General features: G+C 56.9%; 20 protein-coding genes and 1 riboswitch. Of the genes, 14 read left to right on the forward strand and 6 right to left on the reverse strand.

Features of this window, described 5'->3' with window-relative positions; all coding sequences use genetic code 11:
- Positions 1-158 precede the first annotated feature (158 nt).
- A complete protein-coding gene (locus ACL2XQ_RS05485) occupies positions 159-788 on the forward strand; it encodes a TetR/AcrR family transcriptional regulator (RefSeq protein ID WP_410016122.1) in 630 nt (209 codons plus the stop codon).
- A gap of 781 nt (positions 789-1,569) precedes the next feature.
- Here ACL2XQ_RS05485 and ACL2XQ_RS05490 read toward each other — a convergent pair.
- Both ACL2XQ_RS05490 and ACL2XQ_RS05495 read right to left on the reverse strand, forming a co-directional pair.
- Positions 1,570-2,319 (reverse strand): SDR family oxidoreductase, encoded by a 750-nt coding sequence (locus tag ACL2XQ_RS05490; RefSeq protein ID WP_413722279.1) that lies wholly within the window; start codon positions 2,317-2,319, stop codon positions 1,570-1,572.
- A gap of 282 nt (positions 2,320-2,601) precedes the next feature.
- Positions 2,602-3,186, reverse strand: a complete 585-nt coding sequence (locus tag ACL2XQ_RS05495) for a trypsin-like peptidase domain-containing protein (RefSeq protein WP_413722280.1) — start codon at positions 3,184-3,186, stop codon at positions 2,602-2,604.
- A gap of 737 nt (positions 3,187-3,923) precedes the next feature.
- Here ACL2XQ_RS05495 and ACL2XQ_RS05500 point away from each other — a divergent pair.
- The 4 genes from ACL2XQ_RS05500 (at position 3,924) to ACL2XQ_RS05515 (ending at position 6,619) form a co-directional block, all read left to right on the forward strand.
- Positions 3,924-4,718 carry an N-acetylmuramoyl-L-alanine amidase gene (locus ACL2XQ_RS05500; RefSeq protein ID WP_413723408.1) on the forward strand — a complete coding sequence of 265 codons (795 nt, stop codon included), beginning with the start codon at positions 3,924-3,926 and terminating at the stop codon, positions 4,716-4,718.
- 228 nt (positions 4,719-4,946) lie between these two features.
- On the forward strand, positions 4,947-5,246 hold the full coding sequence (locus ACL2XQ_RS05505; RefSeq protein WP_410016119.1) for a hypothetical protein: 300 nt from the start codon (positions 4,947-4,949) through the stop codon (positions 5,244-5,246).
- 497 nt (positions 5,247-5,743) lie between these two features.
- Positions 5,744-5,956, forward strand: a complete 213-nt coding sequence (gene cspA, locus ACL2XQ_RS05510) for an RNA chaperone/antiterminator CspA (RefSeq protein ID WP_131864725.1) — start codon at positions 5,744-5,746, stop codon at positions 5,954-5,956.
- Positions 5,957-6,130: 174 nt separating this feature from the next.
- Entirely contained in the window at positions 6,131-6,619 is a 489-nt protein-coding gene (locus ACL2XQ_RS05515) for a hypothetical protein (RefSeq protein ID WP_410016118.1), read from the forward strand.
- A gap of 166 nt (positions 6,620-6,785) precedes the next feature.
- On the opposite strand, the gene ACL2XQ_RS05520 is transcribed toward ACL2XQ_RS05515, so the two are convergent.
- Complete coding sequence (locus ACL2XQ_RS05520) at positions 6,786-7,691, reverse strand: NADP-dependent oxidoreductase (RefSeq protein ID WP_413722281.1); 906 nt, start codon at positions 7,689-7,691, stop codon at positions 6,786-6,788.
- A 412-nt stretch (positions 7,692-8,103) separates the two neighbouring features.
- Here ACL2XQ_RS05520 and hpxO point away from each other — a divergent pair, with 412 nt between their 5' ends.
- Together hpxO and lpxP are read left to right on the forward strand one after the other, a co-directional pair.
- Entirely contained in the window at positions 8,104-9,258 is a 1,155-nt protein-coding gene (gene hpxO, locus ACL2XQ_RS05525; RefSeq protein WP_413722282.1) for an FAD-dependent urate hydroxylase HpxO, read from the forward strand.
- A gap of 437 nt (positions 9,259-9,695) precedes the next feature.
- Positions 9,696-10,619, forward strand: coding sequence for a kdo(2)-lipid IV(A) palmitoleoyltransferase (lpxP, locus tag ACL2XQ_RS05530; protein ID WP_410016115.1), 924 nt, complete (start codon positions 9,696-9,698; stop codon positions 10,617-10,619).
- A gap of 211 nt (positions 10,620-10,830) precedes the next feature.
- Here lpxP and ACL2XQ_RS05535 read toward each other — a convergent pair whose 3' ends face one another.
- Positions 10,831-10,998: a hypothetical protein gene (locus ACL2XQ_RS05535; RefSeq protein ID WP_413731178.1), complete on the reverse strand. Its 168-nt coding sequence runs from the start codon at positions 10,996-10,998 to the stop codon at positions 10,831-10,833.
- A 253-nt stretch (positions 10,999-11,251) separates the two neighbouring features.
- Here ACL2XQ_RS05535 and ACL2XQ_RS05540 point away from each other — a divergent pair, with 253 nt between their 5' ends.
- Together ACL2XQ_RS05540 and cspE are read left to right on the forward strand one after the other, a co-directional pair.
- Positions 11,252-12,019: a YdiY family protein gene (locus tag ACL2XQ_RS05540; protein ID WP_410016114.1), complete on the forward strand. Its 768-nt coding sequence runs from the start codon at positions 11,252-11,254 to the stop codon at positions 12,017-12,019.
- 141 nt (positions 12,020-12,160) lie between these two features.
- Complete coding sequence (gene cspE, locus ACL2XQ_RS05545; protein WP_331118480.1) at positions 12,161-12,370, forward strand: transcription antiterminator/RNA stability regulator CspE; 210 nt, start codon at positions 12,161-12,163, stop codon at positions 12,368-12,370.
- Between the two features lie 699 nt (positions 12,371-13,069).
- Here cspE and crcB read toward each other — a convergent pair.
- Both crcB and ACL2XQ_RS05555 read right to left on the reverse strand, forming a co-directional pair.
- Positions 13,070-13,462, reverse strand: a complete 393-nt coding sequence (gene crcB, locus ACL2XQ_RS05550; protein WP_410016113.1) for a fluoride efflux transporter CrcB — start codon at positions 13,460-13,462, stop codon at positions 13,070-13,072.
- 78 nt (positions 13,463-13,540) lie between these two features.
- Positions 13,541-13,604: riboswitch (Fluoride riboswitch) on the reverse strand.
- A gap of 16 nt (positions 13,605-13,620) precedes the next feature.
- A complete protein-coding gene (locus tag ACL2XQ_RS05555) occupies positions 13,621-14,973 on the reverse strand; it encodes an aminotransferase class I/II-fold pyridoxal phosphate-dependent enzyme (RefSeq protein WP_413740121.1) in 1,353 nt (450 codons plus the stop codon).
- Positions 14,974-15,116: 143 nt separating this feature from the next.
- Between ACL2XQ_RS05555 and ACL2XQ_RS05560 the strand changes: the two genes are divergently transcribed.
- The 5 genes from ACL2XQ_RS05560 to ACL2XQ_RS05580 are packed head-to-tail and all read left to right on the forward strand — an operon-like array spanning position 15,117 to position 19,542.
- Entirely contained in the window at positions 15,117-16,073 is a 957-nt protein-coding gene (locus ACL2XQ_RS05560) for a nitrate ABC transporter substrate-binding protein (RefSeq protein WP_413740122.1), read from the forward strand.
- 18 nt (positions 16,074-16,091) lie between these two features.
- Positions 16,092-16,886, forward strand: coding sequence for a deaminated glutathione amidase (locus ACL2XQ_RS05565; protein WP_413740123.1), 795 nt, complete (start codon positions 16,092-16,094; stop codon positions 16,884-16,886).
- Positions 16,887-16,943: 57 nt separating this feature from the next.
- The gene (locus ACL2XQ_RS05570) at positions 16,944-17,831 is read left to right on the forward strand and encodes an ABC transporter substrate-binding protein (protein WP_413740502.1); all 888 of its coding nucleotides are present in this window, start codon (positions 16,944-16,946) and stop codon (positions 17,829-17,831) included.
- Entirely contained in the window at positions 17,828-18,766 is a 939-nt protein-coding gene (locus ACL2XQ_RS05575; protein ID WP_410016109.1) for an amino acid ABC transporter permease, read from the forward strand. Before ACL2XQ_RS05570 ends, ACL2XQ_RS05575 begins: the two co-directional genes overlap by 4 nt.
- The gene (locus ACL2XQ_RS05580) at positions 18,766-19,542 is read left to right on the forward strand and encodes an amino acid ABC transporter ATP-binding protein (RefSeq protein WP_413730765.1); all 777 of its coding nucleotides are present in this window, start codon (positions 18,766-18,768) and stop codon (positions 19,540-19,542) included. The genes ACL2XQ_RS05575 and ACL2XQ_RS05580 overlap by 1 nt, the downstream gene beginning before the upstream one ends.
- The last annotated feature ends 120 nt before the right edge of the window (positions 19,543-19,662 follow it).

Genomic DNA, 19,662 nt, shown 5'->3' on the forward strand with positions numbered 1-19,662 from the left:
TATTGATCATAATAGCGGGTGAGATGCCGCACTATTTTGCCTCGGTCGGCGCCGGGGAGCCGGGCGGCGAATATGCCGCTGTCCGTAGCGTTTAAACGCGGGGCCGGGTGTTATCTGTCGCTTGCCGTGGCGGCGGCGATAATTTAGAATCGATCGTTATGAAAACCTTAAAACCCTCTGCAGGCAAGCCGCGCGGCCGGCCGCGCTCTTTTGATCGCGAGGCGGTATTGGATCGGGCGATGCGTCTGTTCTGGCTGCGCGGATATGAGTCCACTTCCATGGCCGAGCTGCTGAAGGTCATGCAGGTTACCACGCCCAGTGTTTATAGTGCTTTCGGCGATAAAGAGCATCTGTTCCTGGAGGCTATCGCACGTTATATCGATGGTCCGGCCCGGTATCAGGCCGAGGCGTTGAAGGAAAAGACCGCGCGGGCGGCGGTTGAACGCATATTGAGCCAGGCGGTTGAGAGTATTGCCGATACCAGTACGCCGCCGGGATGCATGCTGGCCCTCTCGGTTATCAACTGTTCCGCTGCGTCGGAGCCGGTGCGGAAAATCGTTAACGAGGCCCGGCAGGAGACGGAGCGCGCGCTGTGCCGGCGCATCGCGCAGGGTATCGCCGAGGGCGACGTCCCGGCGCAGACAGATGCCGGCGCATTGGCCGGCTTTTTTGCCACGGTGCTGTATGGTTTGTCCATTAAGGCCAAGGAGGGTATTTCGGCGCATGAAGCTCGCGCCGTGGTGGATACCGCCATGCGGGCATGGCCGGCAAACCCGCGCTCCCTTTAACACGTTTGCATTGCGTTCGGCGTTGGCGGGCCTAGCGCGCCACGGGGCGCTCGGTCGGGCGAAAACCCCACGCCCGATTCGACCCCATCGGCACGCTCTCCCTTTAACACGTTTGCATTGCGTTCGGCGTTGGCGGGCCTAGCGCGCCATGGGGCGCTCGGTCGGGCGAAAACCCCACGCCCGATTCGACCCCATCGGCACGCTCTCCCTTGAACACGTTTGCATTGCGTTCGGCGTTGGCGGGCCTAGCGCGCCATGGGGCGCTCGGTCGGGCGAAAACCCCACGCCCGATTCGACCCCATCGGCACGCTCTCCCTTTAACACGTTTGCATTGCGTTCGGCGTTGGCGGGCCTAGCGCGCCATGGGGCGCTCGGTCGGGCGAAAACCCCGCGCCCGATTCGACCCCATCGGCACGCTCTCCCTTTAACACGTTTGCATTGCGTTCGGCGTTGGCGGGCCTAGCGCGCCATGGGGCGCTCAGTCGGGCGAAAACCCCACGCCCGATTCGACCCCATCGGCACGCTCTCCCTTGAACACGTCTGAGTTGAGTTCGGTGTTGGCGGGCCTAGCGCGCCATGGGGCGCTCGGTCGGGCGAAAACCCCACGCCCAATTCGACCCCATCGGCACGCTCTCCCTTGAACACGTCTGAGTTTAGTTCGGTGTTGGCGGGCCTAGCGCGCCATGGGACGCTCGGTCGGGCGAAAACCCCACGCCCGATTCGACCCCATCGGCACGCTCTCCCTTTAACACGTTTGCATTGCGTTCGGTGTTGGCGGGTGTCAGATTTGCGCCTGGCCGCCGTCGACGAACAGTTCGGCGCCATTGACGAAACTTGCCGCATCCGAGGCGAGGAATACTGCCGCCTTGCCGATTTCATCCGGATGGCCCACTCTTCCCAGGGGCACCAGCGCCGCGAAGCTGTCCACCAGGGCCTGCTGCTGATCGGACTCCACCAGGCCCAGCAATCCCGGTGTTTTGACCGGACCGGGACTTAAGACGTTAACGCGGATATCCTGTCCTTCCAGATCCTGTATCCAGCTGCGGGCAAAATTACGGATGGCGGCTTTTGTCGCGCTATAGACGCTAAAGTTTTTCCCACCGATAGCAGAGGTGGTTGAGCCGGTAAGGATCACCGACGCGCCTTTTGCCAGCAGGGGCAACGATTTTTGTACGGTAAATAGCACGCCTTTCACGTTGATATTGAACGTGCGATCGTAGTGTTCTTCGGTAATATCGGCCAGCCCGAGTAGCTCACCGCCGCCGGCGTTAGCGACCACGATATCCAAGTGTCCCTTGTGTTCCTTGATGCGGGCGAAAAGGTTATCAAGCGCGCCGAGGTCGGCGACGTCGGCCTGGATGCCGAAGGCGTTAGAACCCAGTTCGGCCAAGGCGTCATCCAGCTGCGCCTGGCGGCGCGCGGTGATAAAGACAAACGCGCCTTCATTGATAAACTGCCTGGCAATGCCCAGTCCGATTCCGGTGCTGCCGCCCGTGACCAACGCTATCTTACCTTGGAGTGATTGACTCATGCTGTCACCTTGGTTGTAAGTTAAGGGAAAATCCCGGTTGTGGTTCCGTATAAGGAGATACTTTAATTTCGTAATTAACGTTACGAAATTAAAGGGTGGGAATGTGCACGTCAAGGCTTTTCATATCAAATGTTATGAAATTAGTGAGAATGCTTTGTTAAATAATGAGCAACCCTTCCCGGCCATAACGGCGGTAGGCGCTAACGAGGAAAGGGCGTCAGACGGCGGGAGAATGATGGGGCGCCGCCTGTGTCAGTACGGTGGCGCAATCGATGATAGCCGTTAACTTTTGGTTTCCCGGGTGACCCAGCCGGCAATTTCCTGGTAGGGAACGAACATCGTCTGATTCCGCTTGGGATGCGTCGCGGTGAACACCCCGACTATCGCGCCATCCTGCGCATAAACCGGACCGCCGCTCATTCCCGGCACGCCGCCGGCGTCGCTCAGGCCGACCAGGCAACTGGTGCCGGGTTTATCCCACCAGCCGAACTCCTTTAACACACCGCTTGAAGAGGTTGGCATCGCGGTATAGGCGTTGTACCCATACAGTCTGAGCTTATCGCCTTTGCCCGCCGTCTCAAGCTTGGGCAAGGCGCGTCCGGTATTATCGTGGTAGATAATGGCCACATCGCACAGAGGGTTGTAAGCCTTTACCTTGACCATCATCATCTTCGCTACATGTCCGGCGGTCAGGCTGTACTTCGCGGTGAGGGGAAAGCTGGAGCCGATGGCCCCCGCCAGGACGGGAATGCCGATAAAATGGAAGTCCGCTTTATTTTCCGCGGTCTGATCAACTTTGTAATGGCCGACACCGGTACATGCCGATAACAACAAAGGAAATAAAGTAAAAAGAATGTTAATTTTCATCGTTGCCGCTTCATCATTGTTCTGGTGATAAAATTGATCGGCGAATTGATCAAGCCTGGCTAATATGTCTTGCCAGTAGGATTAACGGCTTAAGGTGAGAATTCTTTAGCCTGAAAATCGTAATTATTATTTTTTTATATTGGCGTCATAAAAAATGATGGCGATAGCGTATAAAGAATAAATAAAAAAATTAACTTAAGTCAAATAATCAAATCATAAAGTCCTGTCGCGCCGTCTTATCGCTGCCATGGGGAATTCAATCTATGAAACTGAGTGTAACATTATGATTTAAATGATTTTTAAGTAAAGGTATCAATGATGAAAATCATTCAGTGCTGGAATAATAAAGACGTTGCCATCGCGGGTTACGGATAGTGCGAAAAAACATGCCGGGGATAACGTTAATAACATTTCACAGGAAAAGGCGGCAAGGTGAAAATTAATATTCCCGTAGTGGATAGGTTAAATCGGCAGTGGCTAATGCTGAATAAAGTCAAATTTTTTCTCTATCTGCGGGAGTTTATTCCCAATTGGTTATCACAATGATAATCGCTTCACCCTTCTTTTTTATCGGGTGGAGACTTCAGTAACAAGGGGATTGGCAACGGGATTAACCGGCAATATCAAATAGTGTTTAGGCGGAGTTAATGACGGGAACGCTAAGATTTTTGTTTCACTAGGAGATCAAGGTGATAAATAAAAAATCTTTCGCGGGCCTGTCCCTCGCGGTGGCGTTGATGCTGGCCGGCTGCGCCGACAGGGTGGGGATAACCGATCGCGGCGGCTATGGGGTCGATACGTCTATAGCGTCGTTAAACCAGGATGAGAGAGTGCGCTATCTGGTTATGCATTATACCGCCGTTGATGATCAGGCGTCGCTGGCTTTGCTGACACGGGGCACGGCAAGCGCGCATTATCTGGTATCGTCCGCTCCCCCGCTGATCAACGGCAAGGCGGTGGCGCAGCAGCTGGTGCCCGAGGACAAGCGCGCCTGGCATGCAGGGATAAGCGAATGGAACGGGCGTAGCAATCTTAACGATACCTCTATCGGTATCGAAATCGTCAATCCGGGTTTCACCGAATCGGCCGCGGGGAAGCGTTGGTATCCCTACGCCCCCGAACAGGTCGAGCTGGTGGCGCGTTTGGCTGAAGATATTATCCGGCGCTACCAGATACGCCCCGATAACGTGGTGGGGCATAGCGATATCGCACCGCTGAGGAAAACCGATCCCGGCCCGCTGTTCCCCTGGGCCCAACTGGCCGAGCGCGGCATCGGCGCCTGGCCAGATAAACACGTAGTGGATAAATATCTGGCGGGCAGGGCGCCGGAAGCTGACGCGCCGGTGGCTAACATCCAGCGCGCCTTGGTTAAATACGGTTACAGCCTGCCGCTCCATGGCAAGGCCGATGAGGAAACCATCCGGGTTATCAGCGCATTCCAGATGCATTTTCGCCCCGCAAATTTTTCCGGTCGGGCGGACGCTGAAACCGAGGCCATTGCCCTGGCCTTACTGGAAAAATACCGTGCATAATTATCCTGCCCCGTCCGTTCGTCCAGCCCGGGCGGGGATACAGCATGCGCAGGCACAGTGCAGGCGACGGGTAAATGCTTTCATCTTGTCCCCTGCAGCGGCGGATCAGCCGCCTTATCGGCATAATTCTGCGCGATACTTACACAATCACTCACACAAACGGTGTGTAATCAGGTAAAATAGAATGTCGTTTCAGGCGAAAAATGAAAATGCGGAGGTATACCTGTCATGAATTCGAGTAATCAGCAACCTATCGAAACCAACACCAAACCCATCACCACAACGTTGTCAGGCGTCATTACCAAGTCCCCGAGCCGTATCAAAGGCAACACCGGCCGCCCTATGGTAAAAGCGACCATCCTGGCGGAAAGCGATAAGCGCAGCTCGTATCCCCTCACCGTGGTCGGCTTCGACATCATGGCGCTGGAACTGATGGCGCATTTACGTGGGGAACGTCTGACCATTACCGGACGCATGGAGTGGAACGGCGGTTATTCCATCGTCGCGGATCAAATTATCGCCGTCTGATGAACTACCCCTTCGGGGGCACTTCTTCAGGTCTGGTAGTCAGTGCTGTTGTCCCTACTGCGTTTGTTTATCCTGCAGCAACCTTCAGGCTTCCAACTAAAAAAAGTGTTCACCGCCACAGCGAAAGAGGCCGTTTGGCCACGAGCCTTCTGTTATCCCGTGGCGTGCGATAAATTATTTTTAGCTTGCTTATTAATGATTTGCACGGCTCCGTTTCGATGTATTTAGCATATATGTTCATTTATGCAACATTTAGTGGTTGAAAAATTAATAATAGAAAAAGTGCTTGCTATCACCATCGCACTATGTGTAAATAGCGTCATCGGTTTGTAGTACAGACCTATTTATGAATGTCATTTTAGTAAAGTTGTTCCGGTAAAGACGATATTTCAATATACCGTATCTCCGAGGAATTTCCTTCTCTAGTGCTCCCATAAGTAAATCCTGACAAGCAGACCACAATCGCCTTATGGCGGCCCTATTAAAAGGAAACAACAATGTCTAATAAAATGACCGGTTCAGTAAAATGGTTTGATGCTGGTAAAGGTTTTGGTTTCATCACCCCTGCTGACGGTAGCAAAGATGTGTTCGTTCACTTCTCTGCAATCCAGAGCAATGATTTCAAAACCCTGGACGAAGGCCAACAGGTCGAGTTCAACATCGAACAAGGCCAGAAAGGCCCGTCTGCAACTAACGTCGTTGCGCTGTAATATACAGCTGAGGCTGTGGTAAGGTTCTTGCGATAGCGATGATGGCCCAGGCCGGAGCAGTCAAGTAACCCTAACCCAACCCAAAGATTCCGAACCCCGACTCTGTCGGGGTTTTTTTATGTCTTCGCGAATTTTAATGCTAAAATTCCGCTTCGACTTAATAAGGATATGGGTATGACGAAAAATTGTGTCTGGGGTCTGCTGGCATTGACCCTGAGCGGGTGCGCCGGTTATACCGACTATCCCTCTGCGGCCAAAACCGCCGCGCCTGCGGACGTGGCCGGCGTGTGGATGACCACCGGGCCGCAAAAGGAGCTGGCCGATCCGGCCGCCATCGCCACTTTTATCGTGACCCGGTCGGGCGACACCCTTGATTGCCGTCAATGGCAGCGCACCATCGCGCGGCGGGGCAAGCTGACCTGGCGCGGCGACAATCTGTACAACGTCAATGTCAAGAACGAGTACAGTACGGTGACCGTAAACGACGGCGTCATGAAATTCAGCCGCTTAACGCTGCATCGCGTGCAAAAGCCGACCGTCGAATGCCAGGCCTTTGTGGTCTATCACGATGGCGACTATGCCTTTGCCGATGAGGCCGTCGCCAAGCCGCAGCCGGCTAAGACCCATAAGAAGGCCAGCGGCGTGGAAAGACGGCAAAAATAGTCATCGGCGGCTATGGCTTCCCATAGCGCCGATGCGGGCGTTATGGCGCGCTAATGCTGCAGCCGGCGTGCGGGTTCTTAACCCGCACGCCCTAATGCCACTGCTTCAACACCCCGGCGCGCCGCCGGTTCCGGCCCTTTTTGCATCCCATCTTCATTAAGGTCATTCAACCAAGGGTGATCACCAGCTTGCCCGCGGCATGTCCTGCGGCGCTGCGTTTATATGCCTCTGCGGCTTGTTCAAGCGGGAATGTCTTATCCAGAGGCATGTGGAACACGCCTTCCGTATACAGCCGCGCCGCTTCGGACAAGACCCGTTCAGGATGGTTCTGTGGCGCGAAAGATCCCTGCGCCCCGTGCAGCGGCGCGGTGGCATCAACAATGGAAAGAACGCGGGAAGGATCGCCGACCAGCGCGATAAGCGTGGGAAGGATGCCCGGGCCGGCCAGATCGAGTGCGGCATTGACGCCGGCCGGCGCGATGTGGCCGATTCTTTCAACCAGGCCCGGGCCATAGGTTGTCGGGACGGCGCCGAGCCCGCGCAGGTATTCATGCTTCGGGGCGCTCGCGGTGCCAATGACGATGATCCCGCGGTAACGTGCGAATTGGATTACCGCGGAACCAACGCCACCGGCCGCCCCGTTCACCAGCAGCGTTTCGCCGGCCTTCACGCCAACCTGCGCAAGAATGCGCGTCGCGGTTTCGACCACCACCGGGAAACCACCCGCCTGCGCGAACGGCAGGCCGTCGGGCTTGCGGGCCCAATGGGTCAGAACCGCGTATTGCGCCGCCGTGTTAATGCCGTAGCCGAAGACGGCATCGCCAAGGCTAACGTCGGTACTGCCTTCGCCGACTTCATCCACCACGCCCGCGCCCTCGACACCGATGCCCGAAGGCAGCGCAATAGGCCGGCCGCGCCAGCAGCCGGCCCGAAGCTTCATGCCGTCCGAAGGGTTGACGCCGGCGGCCCGGACGGCAATCCGCACCTGGCCGGGACCGGCGTGGGGTTCGTTAATATCCGCCACCTGCAGGACTTCGGGACCGCCGTATGCGCTGAATTGCACTGCTTTCATAAAAAACTCCCCTGGAAAAACGCAAGGCGAGCGGCCTTGGTTATGCGTTGACGGTAAAAAAAACTGGCGGCACCAGACGGATTTGCGCACGCAGGTCTGCGGCGCTTTTGGCAATGTGCGGTCGCCTGGCGTGCGCGCGATTCCCTGGCGGACGCGCGGGTTACACCTCTCTGTCGGTATTTTATATACTCAGTATAAATAAATACTGAGTATATATAAAGGCCTGTGCAAAAATCAGCCCGGCCGGGGTTTCTGGCCAGCAACCGTAAACGGTCTCCCATAGTGCAAACCAGGGCCGTGTCGAGGTGGCTAAAATTTAAATTTGAATAAAATTATTTAAAATCAATAAATTATAATAATGGCATTCAAATTGCTTCCACGAAGGAGGGCTTGCCAATAAAAGGACATTACGATGAAAGCGATTATCATTGGTGCGGGGATGGGGGGCGCCAGCGCGGGCATCGCGCTGCGCAATGTCGGCTATCAAACCGAAATCTATGAAGCGGTCACGGATATCAAGCCGGTGGGGGCGGCCATTTCCATTTGGCCTAATGGTGTTAAATGTCTGAATTTTTTGGGTCTTGGCCCACAGATAAAAGCCCTTGGCGGCGATATGGCCACTATGGCATACGCGGATTATCGTACCGGGCGAATCCTGACCCGTTTTCCCCTGCGCCCGCTGGTGGAGCGCGTCGGTGAGTTCCCGTATCCCACCGCCCGCGCCGAGCTGCAAGCCATGTTATTGGATGAATTCGGCCGCGAGCGCGTCTTTCTCAATAAACGCCTGACGCGCATTGAGGATAATGGCTCCCAGGTAACGGCATGGTTTGCGGACGGCAGCGCCGCTACCGGCGATCTGCTTATCGGTGCTGATGGCACCCACTCTCTGGCGCGGGATTATGTGCTGGGCCACCGGGTGGCGCGGCGCTATGCGGGCTACGTCAACTGGAACGGCCTGGTAGCCGTCGACGAGGACATCGCGCCGGCTAACCAGTGGACCACGTTTGTCGGCCAGGGCAAGCGGGTATCGCTGATGCCGGTGGCGGGCCGGCGCTTTTATTATTTTTTTGACGTGCCGCTGCCAAAAGGGCTGGAACAGGAGCGCGGCCGGGCGCGGGAAGCTTTACGGGAGTATTTTTCCGGCTGGTGCGCGCCGGTGCAGCGGTTGATAACGCAGCTGGATCCCTTGGGCGTCAATCGGGTGGAAATCCATGATATCGAGCCGTTCAGCACCTTTACGCGCGGTCGGGTGGCCCTGCTGGGCGACGCGGCCCATAGCACCACGCCTGACATCGGGCAGGGAGGCTGCGCGGCGATGGAAGACGCCGTGGTACTGGCGCTGGCGCTGCGCACGCATTCTCTCGGCATTGAAGATGCCCTGCTGCGCTACCAGGAAAAGCGGGTGGAGCGGGTCAGGTCGCTGGTGCTGAAAGCCCGCAAGCGGTGCGATATTACCCATGGCAAAGATCCCCAGGCCACCCGCCGCTGGTATCAAGATCTGGAAAATGAAACCGGGGAAAATATTCTTACCGGCCTGGCCGACACCATCTTAGGCGGACCGCTGTAGGGGCAGGGGGCTTGCCGTGACGGTCTGAGGCGGAAAACCGTGGCGCCTGAATGTCGGTTTTTCGCCTGTAATCGTTATCAACTATGTCCGGCCAGGCGGGACGGGAAGATAACCTATTGTCATTTTTGGTAAATCCGCCGCCGGCGTATGGTAATATATCTGCAGAATCGCTAGGCTGGGCAGCCTAAGAAAATAAGCGCCTTTTATCGTTACCTCCTGTGCGGATGTCTGATGACTGAGAATACCTGTTTTGGTTTGCCCGCGCGCTTGTTGGGATGCTTGAGGTCGCCGTCAATGCCGCTCTTCGCCTCCTTTAGCAATAAACCATGAGATCTTCGCGCTGATAGCATCCGGCGATTATTGGCTTAACGATCAGGACCAGGATTGATGGAGCGCCTTGAATGGTGTTCCCAACAACTTTATGAAGAATCAATGAAATGGCATACCCGCAAAAATTTTCGCTTTCGCTCCTCCACCCGCGTTACTGGCTGACCTGGTTCGGCCTGGGAGTGCTTTTCCTGTTGGTGCAACTGCCTTATCCGGTGTTGCATACCCTGGGCGGCTGGCTTGGCCGTTTATCGATGCCATTCCTGAAACGCCGGGCCGCGATTACGCGCCGTAACCTGGAACTCTGTTTTCCCAATATGGATAAGCAGAAGCTCGAGCGGACTATCATCAATAATTTCACCTCCGCCGGCATGGGCTTAATGGAAACCGGCATGGCCTGGTTCTGGTCGGATGCCCGCGTTAAACGCTGGTTTGACGTCTTCGGCCTGCACAATCTGCAGCGGGCGAACGAACATAACCAGGGGGTTATGGTCATCGGCATCCATTTTATGTCCCTTGAGCTGGGCGGACGCGCCATGGGGCTGTGCCAGCCGATGATGGCCATGTACCGTCCCCATAATAATAAAGCCATGGAACTGGTACAAACCTGGGGCAGGATGCGGTCCAACAAGGCGATGCTGGACCGCAAGGATTTACGCGGCATGGTCCATTCGCTCAAGCAGGGCGAAACGGTCTGGTTTGCTCCCGATCAGGATTATGGCCCGCGCGGCAGTATTTTTGCCCCTTTCTTCGCGGTTGACCAGGCGGCTACAACCCGCGGCACCTATACGCTGGCCCGGCTGGCACAGCCGAAGCTGGTGCCGGTGGTGCTGATCCGTAAAAAGAACGGCAAGGGGTACCGTCTGCTGATCCAGCCGCAGCTGGAAAATTATCCGCTGGACGATGAAATGGCCGCAACCTGCTATATGAATAAAATCGTCGAACAGGAAATCATGCGCGCGCCTGACCAATACCTCTGGATGCACCGTCGCTTTAAGACGCGTCCGTTGGGCGAATTGTCCCTCTATATATAAGTGCGGCGTGGCCGGGCACGGCGTCAGTTTTGCCTCCCGGCCGGTGACGCAGGCCGATCGTTTGAAATAACGCCAATTCACCTCTTTTATCCTGCCATCGCGCCCTGCGGATGTTCTTATACTAGCGGCTTTAATATCATGAGTTCATGGATCCGCGAAAATGCATATTACGCACTATAGGGCCTGGGCAATGGTTTTCCTATTCAGCGCGCTATTCTGGATGACGATGATAAGCGCAATTTATTTGTTGCTTAAAAGTTAATTTTTGTAGAGCAAAAGCGATAATTGTTGCCGAGAAGGCGGTGTTGACGACAATATGCTGCGGCGACAGTGAGATGGCTTCTTTTAGGATTAATCCTAAAATATAGTCCGGATCCATTGTAAGCGCCAAGAGTGCGAAATCAGTGCCAAAATACTAAAATTTATTTTATAAGTACGCTGAAAAGACTCGTTTTTTTGTGTTTATCCCGGCTGGGGACCCGTAGGCGGGTGATAAGAAAACCGCGGTGTATTAATTTTTGTTACCAATATTACAAAAAATTACCAGTACACCTGCCGTGTCGATTCGTTACACTATCAGCCTTTCGTTACTCGCTGGTTTAAAAACCTCAAAATCATTTGATAGGTAAATTATGTTACGCAATGGCCGCTCTCGGGCAGTATGGCTTCTGACTATCCTGGGAATGTCCCTGGCTAGTTTTTCGACTTTTGCTGATACGGATATCTTTACCGCACTGGACGATCCTTCCACTGCGAAAAAAAGTTTCGACGGCAATCTTCAAGCCGGCTACAACGCGCAGTCCGGCAACTCCACCAGCTCTTCACTGGCGGCAAGCAGCACCATGACCTGGTTCCAGCCGACCAATGCCTACAGTATCTGGGCCGAAGCGGCAAATAACTCAACCGATGATGAACGCTCTTCGGAAAAGTATCAGGCCGGTGCGCGTGCGCGTCATAATTTGGATGATGATAATTTCCTGTTTACGCAGGGCAGCTGGTTAAGCGATCGTTTCAACGGTTATCGCTCGCGTTCAACCCTGACCGCGGGTTACGGCCGGCAGGTCTTGAACGGACCGGTCAGCCACCTGCGGTTGGAAGCGGGTCCCGGCGTAAGGCACGATGAATTCCAGGGCGGCGGTCGCCAGACCAAGGCATTGGCCTACGGTGCGGCATCTTATGCTTATCAGCTGACCGACAGCACGCAATTTATCCAGGGCGTTTCCATTCTTGGTAACGAGGATATCACGGCGAATTCCGAAACCGGGCTGAGCGTGGCCATCAATAGCCATTTTGCGTTGAAGATGACCTATGATGTCACTTATAACAGCACCACGCCGGATAGCGCGCCGAAACACACCGATACCAAGACGGCGGTTTCCCTGGTCTATAATATGCAATAGCAGGCTGATGCCTGGTTAAAATCTTATTTTACTATTTCTTGTCACGTTTTAGCGATCTTAAGCTGGACAAAGGGCTTGCCACTTGCTGTACTACTACCCGACACAGAGTTTGTGTCTATCATTTATTGAAAGGTAAGTTTGATGTCTAAGATTAAAGGTAGCGTTAAGTGGTTCAATGAATCTAAAGGATTCGGTTTCATTACTCCTGAAGATGGCAGTAAAGATGTGTTTGTTCATTTCTCCGCCATCCAGAGTAATGGTTTCAAAACGCTGGCCGAAGGCCAACGCGTTGAATTTGAAATCACTAACGGCGCCAAAGGCCCATCGGCTGCTGACGTTACAGCTATTTAAGATAGCCAGTATTCTGAAAAACCCGCTTAATGCGGGTTTTTTTTATGCCTGAAATCCCGTAATCGCCGAACTGAGCGACAAGGTGTTAAAGGGAAAGCGGCCCATGGCACGGTAGGCCCGCCAACACCGAACGCAATGCAGGCGTGTTCAAGGGAGAGCGTGCCGATGGGGCCGAATCGGGCGTGGGGTTTTCGCCCGACCGAGCGCCCCATGGCACGGTATGCCCGCCAACACAGAACGCAATGCAGGCGTGTTCAAGGGAGAGCGTGCCAATGGGGTTGAATCGGGCGTGTTTTTTCGCCCGACCGAGCGCCCCATGGCACGGTATGCCCGCCAACACCGAGCTCAAAGCAGACGTGTTCAAGGGAGAGCGTGCCAATGGGGTCGAATCGGGCGTGTTTTTTCGCCCGACCGAGGCCCCATGGCGCGGTAGGCCCGCTAACACAAATCCTGCAACGAGCGTGTCAAAGGGAGAGCGTGCCGATGGGGTCGAATCGGGCGTGGGGTTTTCGCCCGACCGAGCGCCCCATGGCACGGTATGCCCGCTAACACAAATCCTGCAACGAGCGTGTCAAAGGGAGAGCGTGCCGATGGGGTCGAATCGGGCGTGGGGTTTTCCCCCGACCGAGCGCCCCATGGCACGGTATGCCCGCTAACACAAATCCTGCAACGAGCGTGTCAAAGGGAGAGTGTGCCACCTTATAACGGCACCGGCGGGCCGAACAGATTCACCAATCCCACCGCCAACAACGTCATGGCAAGCGAACCGACCAGATTCAGCAGAATATTCACCCCCGCCCAAAGCATCTGCCCGGTCATCATCAGGGTAACCACTTCCGCCGAAAAGGTAGAAAAAGTGGTCAGGCCGCCGCAAAAACCGGTGGTGATAAACAGTTTCCAGAACGGGTCGATATGAGTGAGACGGAGAAACAACGCCATAAACAGGCCGATGATAAAGGCGCCGACCAGGTTAACCGCCAGGGTGCCGACAGGAATGGCAAAACCGCTGCCGCTGAGCTTCAGGCTGAGCCACCAGCGCAATACGCTGCCGATCCCCCCACCAATAAACACGGCTGATAAAAGGGTAAACATAAGAACCTTTTTAATTAATTTAAGGAATGAAAAACTCAGCAGGGCGAACACAATGACTACGTCCCCCAACCCGAGCAGGTAAACGTAGACATCATCAGCCAAAAACGGCGGTTAAAGGAGGAATGTCATCTCCTGGCGCGATTATACATTACTTTCCTTTACTGAACAGTATTGTCGTCGCCATGGCGGCAGGCCAACTGGATGGCATCGGCCACCAGCTCGACCCGATCGGCTTCCAGCAGGGACGTCGATACCCGGATAAAGCGGCTGGGTCCGATACTATGCCGTTTGCCGGGCATCACCGCGATACCGTGAGCCGCCAGTGTCACCAGGGCATATTGCTCCGACGGCACCGGGATCTGGATGCTCAGCCCGTCCCGATCCGGCAACACCACCCCACGCTGCGCCAGCGCGCGCAACAGCGCCCGGCGGCGCTGGGCATAACAATGCCGGGCGGCGGCAAGCGTCTGCTGGGTAATGCCATCGGTCATCATCCAGGCCACCGCTTCCTGCAATATCCTGCTGGTCCAGCTGGCGCCGAAGTTACGTACCGACTGAATACGCCGGATGATATCACTGGAAGCGGAGATCACCGCCAGCCGCAAATCCGGGCCATAGGCTTTGGAAAATGAACGTACATGCACGGTACGCTGCGGGTAAATATTGCCCAGGCTGTGGACCGGATGCGCGGACAGCTCGCCGATGCCGTCATCCTCAATTATCAGCGTCGCGCAGGCGCGCAGTAAATGCGCCATATCGTCGGCGCGCTGCCGGCTAACCGTATGGCCGGTTGTGGAATGGGTGCGCGGTTGGTAGATAAAAGCTACCGGACTACGCCTGAGCGCCGCCTCAAGCCCCGCGGGGGTAGGGCCTTGCCCATCGCAGGGGACGGCGATAATGTCCGCGCCCACATTATCCAGCATATCCAGCAACCGCGTGGCGGTGGGATCTTCAATCGCCACCGTGGCGCCGGGCATAATCAGGGTTTGCAATGTTTGGTACATGGCGTCAAAACCGCCGTCCGCCGCGAGGTAGGCCTCGGCGGGATAGGGCCAGCGCGGCGCGATGGCCTGTTGCAATACCTGGCTTATCGGTTCGCGCCGGTAGCTGTTGAGGTTTATCGCCCTCCCGCCGCGCAGCAGCGCCTCGCGCAGATCCGGCAAATAGGCCGGATCGGGCGCGGCCAGGGTCAGGTCGGCCATGATATTGTCGCCGAAATTGCCGATGGCCTCGAACCGCACCGGCCGCGGCGTGACGATATTGCCGCACACCCATACGCCGTTGCGCCCGGCGCCGGCGATGACTTTTTGCCGCCGCAGCTGCCCCCAGGCGGCGGATACGGTTGCCGGGCTGACATCCAGCAGGCCGGCCAGTTCGCGCACCGCCGGCAGCTGTACGCCTACGGCAATGGCGCCGCTGCCGATAAGCGCCGCGGTCGCCAGCGCAATACCTTTAATCGTCCGATCCTGGATGCGTTCGGCCAGCCAGCCGGCCTCAAGAGCATTATCCATAAGAATAAACTTTGTACAGTAACAAAGTTAACATTGTACATTGAACAAAGTGGTTTTAGTATCGAAATTAATCAATCGAAACCAAAATGGTCTACAACTGTTAATGTCCGGTAAAAGAAAGCACGCCGGCATGGGGGAACAACGTGGCATACACTATCAGGCTGGCGGTCAGGGATTGGGATTATTTTACTCCCCTGGCATTGGGCGATCTCAGGCCGCAAGGTTTTTCCCTGGAAATCCATCGCGTGGGCACGCTGGTGGACTCCATCGCCACCAGCGCCGACTTTGACGCCGGCGAAGTCTCGTTCAGCCGGTATGCCCAGGCGGTCGCCCGCGGCGATAACTCCCTGCTGGCGCTGCCGCACTTCCTGATGCGCGGGTTCCGGCAACGCTGCATCATCACCACCAAGACCAGCCCGCTGACCACCCTCGGGCAACTGCGCGGCAAACGTATCGGGCTGACCGGCTGGCAGGATTCCGGCAATACCTGGACCCGTACCCTGCTGAAGCGCGAAGGGGTGGGTATCGATGACGCCACCTGGTATGTGGGCCGTTTGACAGACGATCATCCGGTGGTCGACCGCCTGGCCGGCTTCGGCCGCGCGGGGCGTATCGAGGCCGCGCCCGGGGAGCGGCCGCTGCTGACCTTATTACGGGCGGGGGAGCTGGACGCGGTATTCACTCCCTTTATGCCGAACGGATTTTTTTCCCCCGCCTCGGATCTGCGCCAGTTGCAGAAGGATTTTCGCCAGGCGGAACTCGATTATTTTAACGCGGTGGGGTATATCCCGGGAATCCATGTGCTGGGCATCAAGCCGGCGCTGGCGCAAGCCCATCCGGAGCTGCCCCAGGCGCTGAGCGATATCATTACGCAGTCGGCCCGTCTGTGGCACGACAAGCGGGTCAAGTATGCCGATACCACGCCCTGGCTGATGGACGATCTGGCGCGTACCGCACGCGACCTGCCGGCGGACTGGAATCGAAACGGTTTTGACGCCAACCAGCGGATGGTGGCGGACTTTGCCGCTGAGCTTTTTGAGCAGGGACTGACGTCACGTTGCCTTACGCCGACGGAACTCTTTCCTTACCCATTATCATAATCTGCAGGAGGACGGACAATGAAAGTCGCATTAGGACAATTTGCAGTGAGCCGGGAATGGGAAACCAATTTAGCAACCTGCCTCGACCTGATGGACCGCGCCCTGGCGGGGGGCGCGGATTTGCTGGTGCTGCCCGAGGGCATCCTGGCGCGGGATATCGCCGACCCGGATTTAGTGCTTAAGTCGGCCCAGCCGCTGGACGGGCCGTTTGTCAGCACGTTGTGCGCCGCCAGCCGGGGCACCCAGCTTACCACCATGATGAGCGTGCACACGCCCACCGGCGACGGCCATGCGTTTAATGTACTGATCGCTATTCGCCACGGCGAAATTATCGCCCGCTATCGCAAACTGCATCTTTACGACGCGTTTGCCGTGCAGGAATCGAAAAACGTCACGCCCGGCAGCGAGGTGCCGCCGCTGGTGGATGTGGCGGGCATGAAAGTAGGGCTGATGACCTGCTATGACGTGCGTTTCCCCGAACTGGCGCGCCGGCTGGCGCTGGATGGCGCCCAGGTGCTGGTGCTGCCTGCCGCCTGGGTCAAGGGGCCGCTGAAGGAAATGCACTGGGAGGTGCTGGTCACCGCGCGGGCATTGGAGAACACCTGTTATATGGTGGCGGTGGGAGAATGCGGCGAGCGCAATATCGGCAACAGCATGGTTGTCGATCCGCTGGGCGTTGCCATTGCCCATGCCGCCGAAGCGCCGGCGCTGGTGTTCACCGAGCTGGACGCCGAGCGGGTCGCCCATGCGCGGCGGGTATTGCCGGTGCTGGAAAACCGCTGTTTTGCCGCGCCGCAGCTGCGTGAGCGCTAAGACGCGAGCTGCAATCATCACTAGGTTATCGACATCAGGGGAAATGTAATGAATGTAATGAAAAAACGGCTGGTTGCCCTGTTCTGCCTGGCGCTGTCGGGCGGCGCGCTGGCGGATGACGCGCTGCCGGTGCAGGCGCTGGATACCGCGCTGCACGCTAAGTTACCCCAGGATATCCAGCAGTCGGGCCGGATTATATCCGTTAATAACGGATCGTTCCCTCCTTATGAGATTGCCACCAGCACCCATTCCCTGGACGGCGCCAGCGCCGATTTAGCCCAGGCGCTGGGGCAGCTGCTGGGCGTTAAGATCGAACACGCGTCGGTCAGCGGTCTGTCCGGCGTGTTGAGCGGCATTAATTCCGGCCGCTACCAGATGGCTATCGGTCCGATCGGCGATTTTCCCGACCGGGAACAGAAAAATGATTTTATCGATTTTGTGCAGGAATTCGTGGTGTTCGCCGTGCCTAAGGGCAATCCGGCCGCCATCAACAGCCTGATTGATACCTGCGGCAAGCGCATCGCGGTCATGGCGGCCGGTTCAGCCGAGCAGGTCATCCGCAAACAGTCCGCCACCTGCGTCGCTGCGGGCAAGGCGCCGGTGACCGTCGCCTCCTTTACCGATCAGCCCACGTCGGTGCTGGCGGTGCGTTCCGGCCGGGTCGACGCCTTTTTCTCCTCCCAGGCGCCCCTGACCTATTTTGTGGCGCAAACCAACGGGCAGTTGGAATTAAGCGGACAGGGTAAAGCCAATGGCTTTGGCGATCTGTTCCAGGGGTCGGTAGTGCCGAAGGATTCGCCGTTCGGCGCGGTGGTGCTGGAAGCCTATCAAAAATTGTTTGCCAACGGCACCTATGCCGCCATCATGAAAAAATGGCATCTGCAGGACAATATGCTCAAGGCGCCGGGCCGTAACCTGGCCAGCAATCCAGGTGCGAAACCATGACCGGACGTGCTACCGATGCCACGCCGACGCCCGCGGACACCGAGCGCGACGTGCGTTATGCGCGTCCGCCGGGGCGGCTGGGCCATATAGTGTTATGGGTAGTGGTGTTGTTGATTGCCGCCGATGTGGTCTGGGTGGTCGCCAACAACAAAAACTTTGAATGGCACGTGGTCAGGGCCTGGTTTACCGAGGCGTCGGTGCTGCGCGGTCTGGGCGTAACGCTGGGCCTGACGGTGATCTCCATGGTGCTCGGGGTGCTGCTCGGGTTGCTGCTGGCGGTGGCCCGTCTGTCCGATCACCGGCTGTTGCGCGGGCTGGCGGGCCTGTATATTTGGTTCTTCCGCGGCACGCCGCTGCTGGTGCAACTGATTTTTTGGTACAACATGTCGACGCTGTTCCCGCATGTGACCCTCGGGTTGCCGTTTGTCGGCCCGGTATACGCCAGTTGGAACACCAACGATCTCATTACTCCCCTTACCGCCGCCATTGCCGGCCTGGCGCTCAACGAGGCCGCCTATATGGCGGAGATTATTCGCGCCGGGCTGCTGTCGGTGGATACCGGCCAGGTGGAAACCACCCAGGCGTTCGGCATGAGCCGCAGCCGGGCGTTGCGGCGCATTATTATCCCCCAGGCCATGCGGTCGATTATTCCCCCCACCGGCAACCAGCTGATCAGCATGATTAAAGCCACGTCGCTGGTGAGTGTCATCGCCATGGGCGATTTGCTCTATTCGGTACAGTCGGTCTATAACCGCACCTTTGAAGTGGTGCCGATGCTGATGGTGGCGGTGATCTGGTATCTGATCATTACCTCGGTGCTGAACGTGGCGCAGTCCGCCATCGAGCGTTATTACGCCCGCGGCACCCGCCGCAGCGAGACGGTGACCCGGCGGCGCCAGGCCGCGCCGGCGGATAGCGTGGCAGGAGAAAAATAATGGTTCAGCAAACTTCCGTTCCGCTGGTACGCGCCCGGGACGTGCACAAGAGTTATGGCGATCATGAGGTGCTTAAGGGTATCAGCCTGGACGTGTTGCCGGGCGAGGTGGTGGTGATCCTGGGACCGTCCGGATCGGGGAAATCCACCTTTTTGCGCTGTATTAACCATCTGGAAGATATGAACCAGGGCTCGATTATCGTCGGCGATCACCAGGTGGGCTACGAGCTGCGCAAAGGCGTGTTGCATAAATTGTCCCCGCGGGCCATTGCACGCCAGCGCCAGGAAATCGGTATGGTTTTCCAGCAGTTTAATCTTTATCCCCACATGACGGTGCTGCAAAATATTATCGAAGCGCCGATCGGCGTACATAAACAGAGCCGCCGCGACGCCGTGCGTTACGCGCGCGAGCTGTTGCAAACGGTGGGACTGAGTGAAAAGGCCGACGCCTATCCCCGCCATCTTTCCGGCGGCCAGCAACAGCGGGTGGCTATCGCCCGGGCGCTGGCCATCCGGCCTAAGCTGATGCTGTTTGATGAGCCGACTTCGGCGCTGGATCCGGAGCTGGTGGGCGAGGTGCTGGCCACCATGCGCAGCCTGGCGGATCAGGGATTGACGATGATTGTGGTCACCCATGAGATTGGCTTTGCCCGCGAGGCGGCGGATCGGGTGGTGTTTATGGATCAGGGCGTGGTGGTGGAGGCGGGGCCGCCACAGGATGTGCTGGTCAATCCGCAGCATCCGCGCACCCGCGCTTTTCTCAGCCGGTTCTTGTAACCGGGCCGGGGCGTAGCGGGAATAACGCCCCGGTATGTAAATCTGTTACAGATATCTCTTGTAATGCAGGGGCAATAGCGGTAAAAAGCGATTAACATGTATCAATCGCTGGTTTTATCA

Origin of the sequence: Sodalis sp. RH14, assembly GCF_047324285.1 — a bacterium.
Taxonomy (GTDB): Bacteria; Pseudomonadota; Gammaproteobacteria; order Enterobacterales; family Enterobacteriaceae; genus Acerihabitans.

Bases quoted from the DNA above. Each gene is read 5' to 3' on its own strand.
- ACL2XQ_RS05575 (WP_410016109.1), top strand. From the start codon at position 17,828: ATGACCGGACGTGCTACCGATGCCACGCCGACGCCCGCGGACACCGAG.
- ACL2XQ_RS05565 (WP_413740123.1), top strand. From the start codon at position 16,092: ATGAAAGTCGCATTAGGACAATTTGCAGTGAGCCGGGAATGGGAAACC.
- hpxO (WP_413722282.1), top strand. From the start codon at position 8,104: ATGAAAGCGATTATCATTGGTGCGGGGATGGGGGGCGCCAGCGCGGGC.
- ACL2XQ_RS05540 (WP_410016114.1), top strand. From the start codon at position 11,252: ATGTTACGCAATGGCCGCTCTCGGGCAGTATGGCTTCTGACTATCCTG.
- ACL2XQ_RS05535 (WP_413731178.1), bottom strand. From the start codon at position 10,998: ATGGATCCGGACTATATTTTAGGATTAATCCTAAAAGAAGCCATCTCA.
- ACL2XQ_RS05555 (WP_413740121.1), bottom strand. From the start codon at position 14,973: ATGGATAATGCTCTTGAGGCCGGCTGGCTGGCCGAACGCATCCAGGAT.
- ACL2XQ_RS05490 (WP_413722279.1), bottom strand. From the start codon at position 2,319: ATGAGTCAATCACTCCAAGGTAAGATAGCGTTGGTCACGGGCGGCAGC.
- cspE (WP_331118480.1), top strand. From the start codon at position 12,161: ATGTCTAAGATTAAAGGTAGCGTTAAGTGGTTCAATGAATCTAAAGGA.
- ACL2XQ_RS05495 (WP_413722280.1), bottom strand. From the start codon at position 3,186: ATGAAAATTAACATTCTTTTTACTTTATTTCCTTTGTTGTTATCGGCA.
- crcB (WP_410016113.1), bottom strand. From the start codon at position 13,462: ATGTTTACCCTTTTATCAGCCGTGTTTATTGGTGGGGGGATCGGCAGC.
- ACL2XQ_RS05515 (WP_410016118.1), top strand. From the start codon at position 6,131: ATGACGAAAAATTGTGTCTGGGGTCTGCTGGCATTGACCCTGAGCGGG.
- ACL2XQ_RS05500 (WP_413723408.1), top strand. From the start codon at position 3,924: ATGCTGGCCGGCTGCGCCGACAGGGTGGGGATAACCGATCGCGGCGGC.
- ACL2XQ_RS05505 (WP_410016119.1), top strand. From the start codon at position 4,947: ATGAATTCGAGTAATCAGCAACCTATCGAAACCAACACCAAACCCATC.
- cspA (WP_131864725.1), top strand. From the start codon at position 5,744: ATGTCTAATAAAATGACCGGTTCAGTAAAATGGTTTGATGCTGGTAAA.
- ACL2XQ_RS05520 (WP_413722281.1), bottom strand. From the start codon at position 7,691: ATGAAAGCAGTGCAATTCAGCGCATACGGCGGTCCCGAAGTCCTGCAG.
- ACL2XQ_RS05485 (WP_410016122.1), top strand. From the start codon at position 159: ATGAAAACCTTAAAACCCTCTGCAGGCAAGCCGCGCGGCCGGCCGCGC.
- lpxP (WP_410016115.1), top strand. From the start codon at position 9,696: ATGGCATACCCGCAAAAATTTTCGCTTTCGCTCCTCCACCCGCGTTAC.
- ACL2XQ_RS05580 (WP_413730765.1), top strand. From the start codon at position 18,766: ATGGTTCAGCAAACTTCCGTTCCGCTGGTACGCGCCCGGGACGTGCAC.
- ACL2XQ_RS05570 (WP_413740502.1), top strand. From the start codon at position 16,944: ATGAAAAAACGGCTGGTTGCCCTGTTCTGCCTGGCGCTGTCGGGCGGC.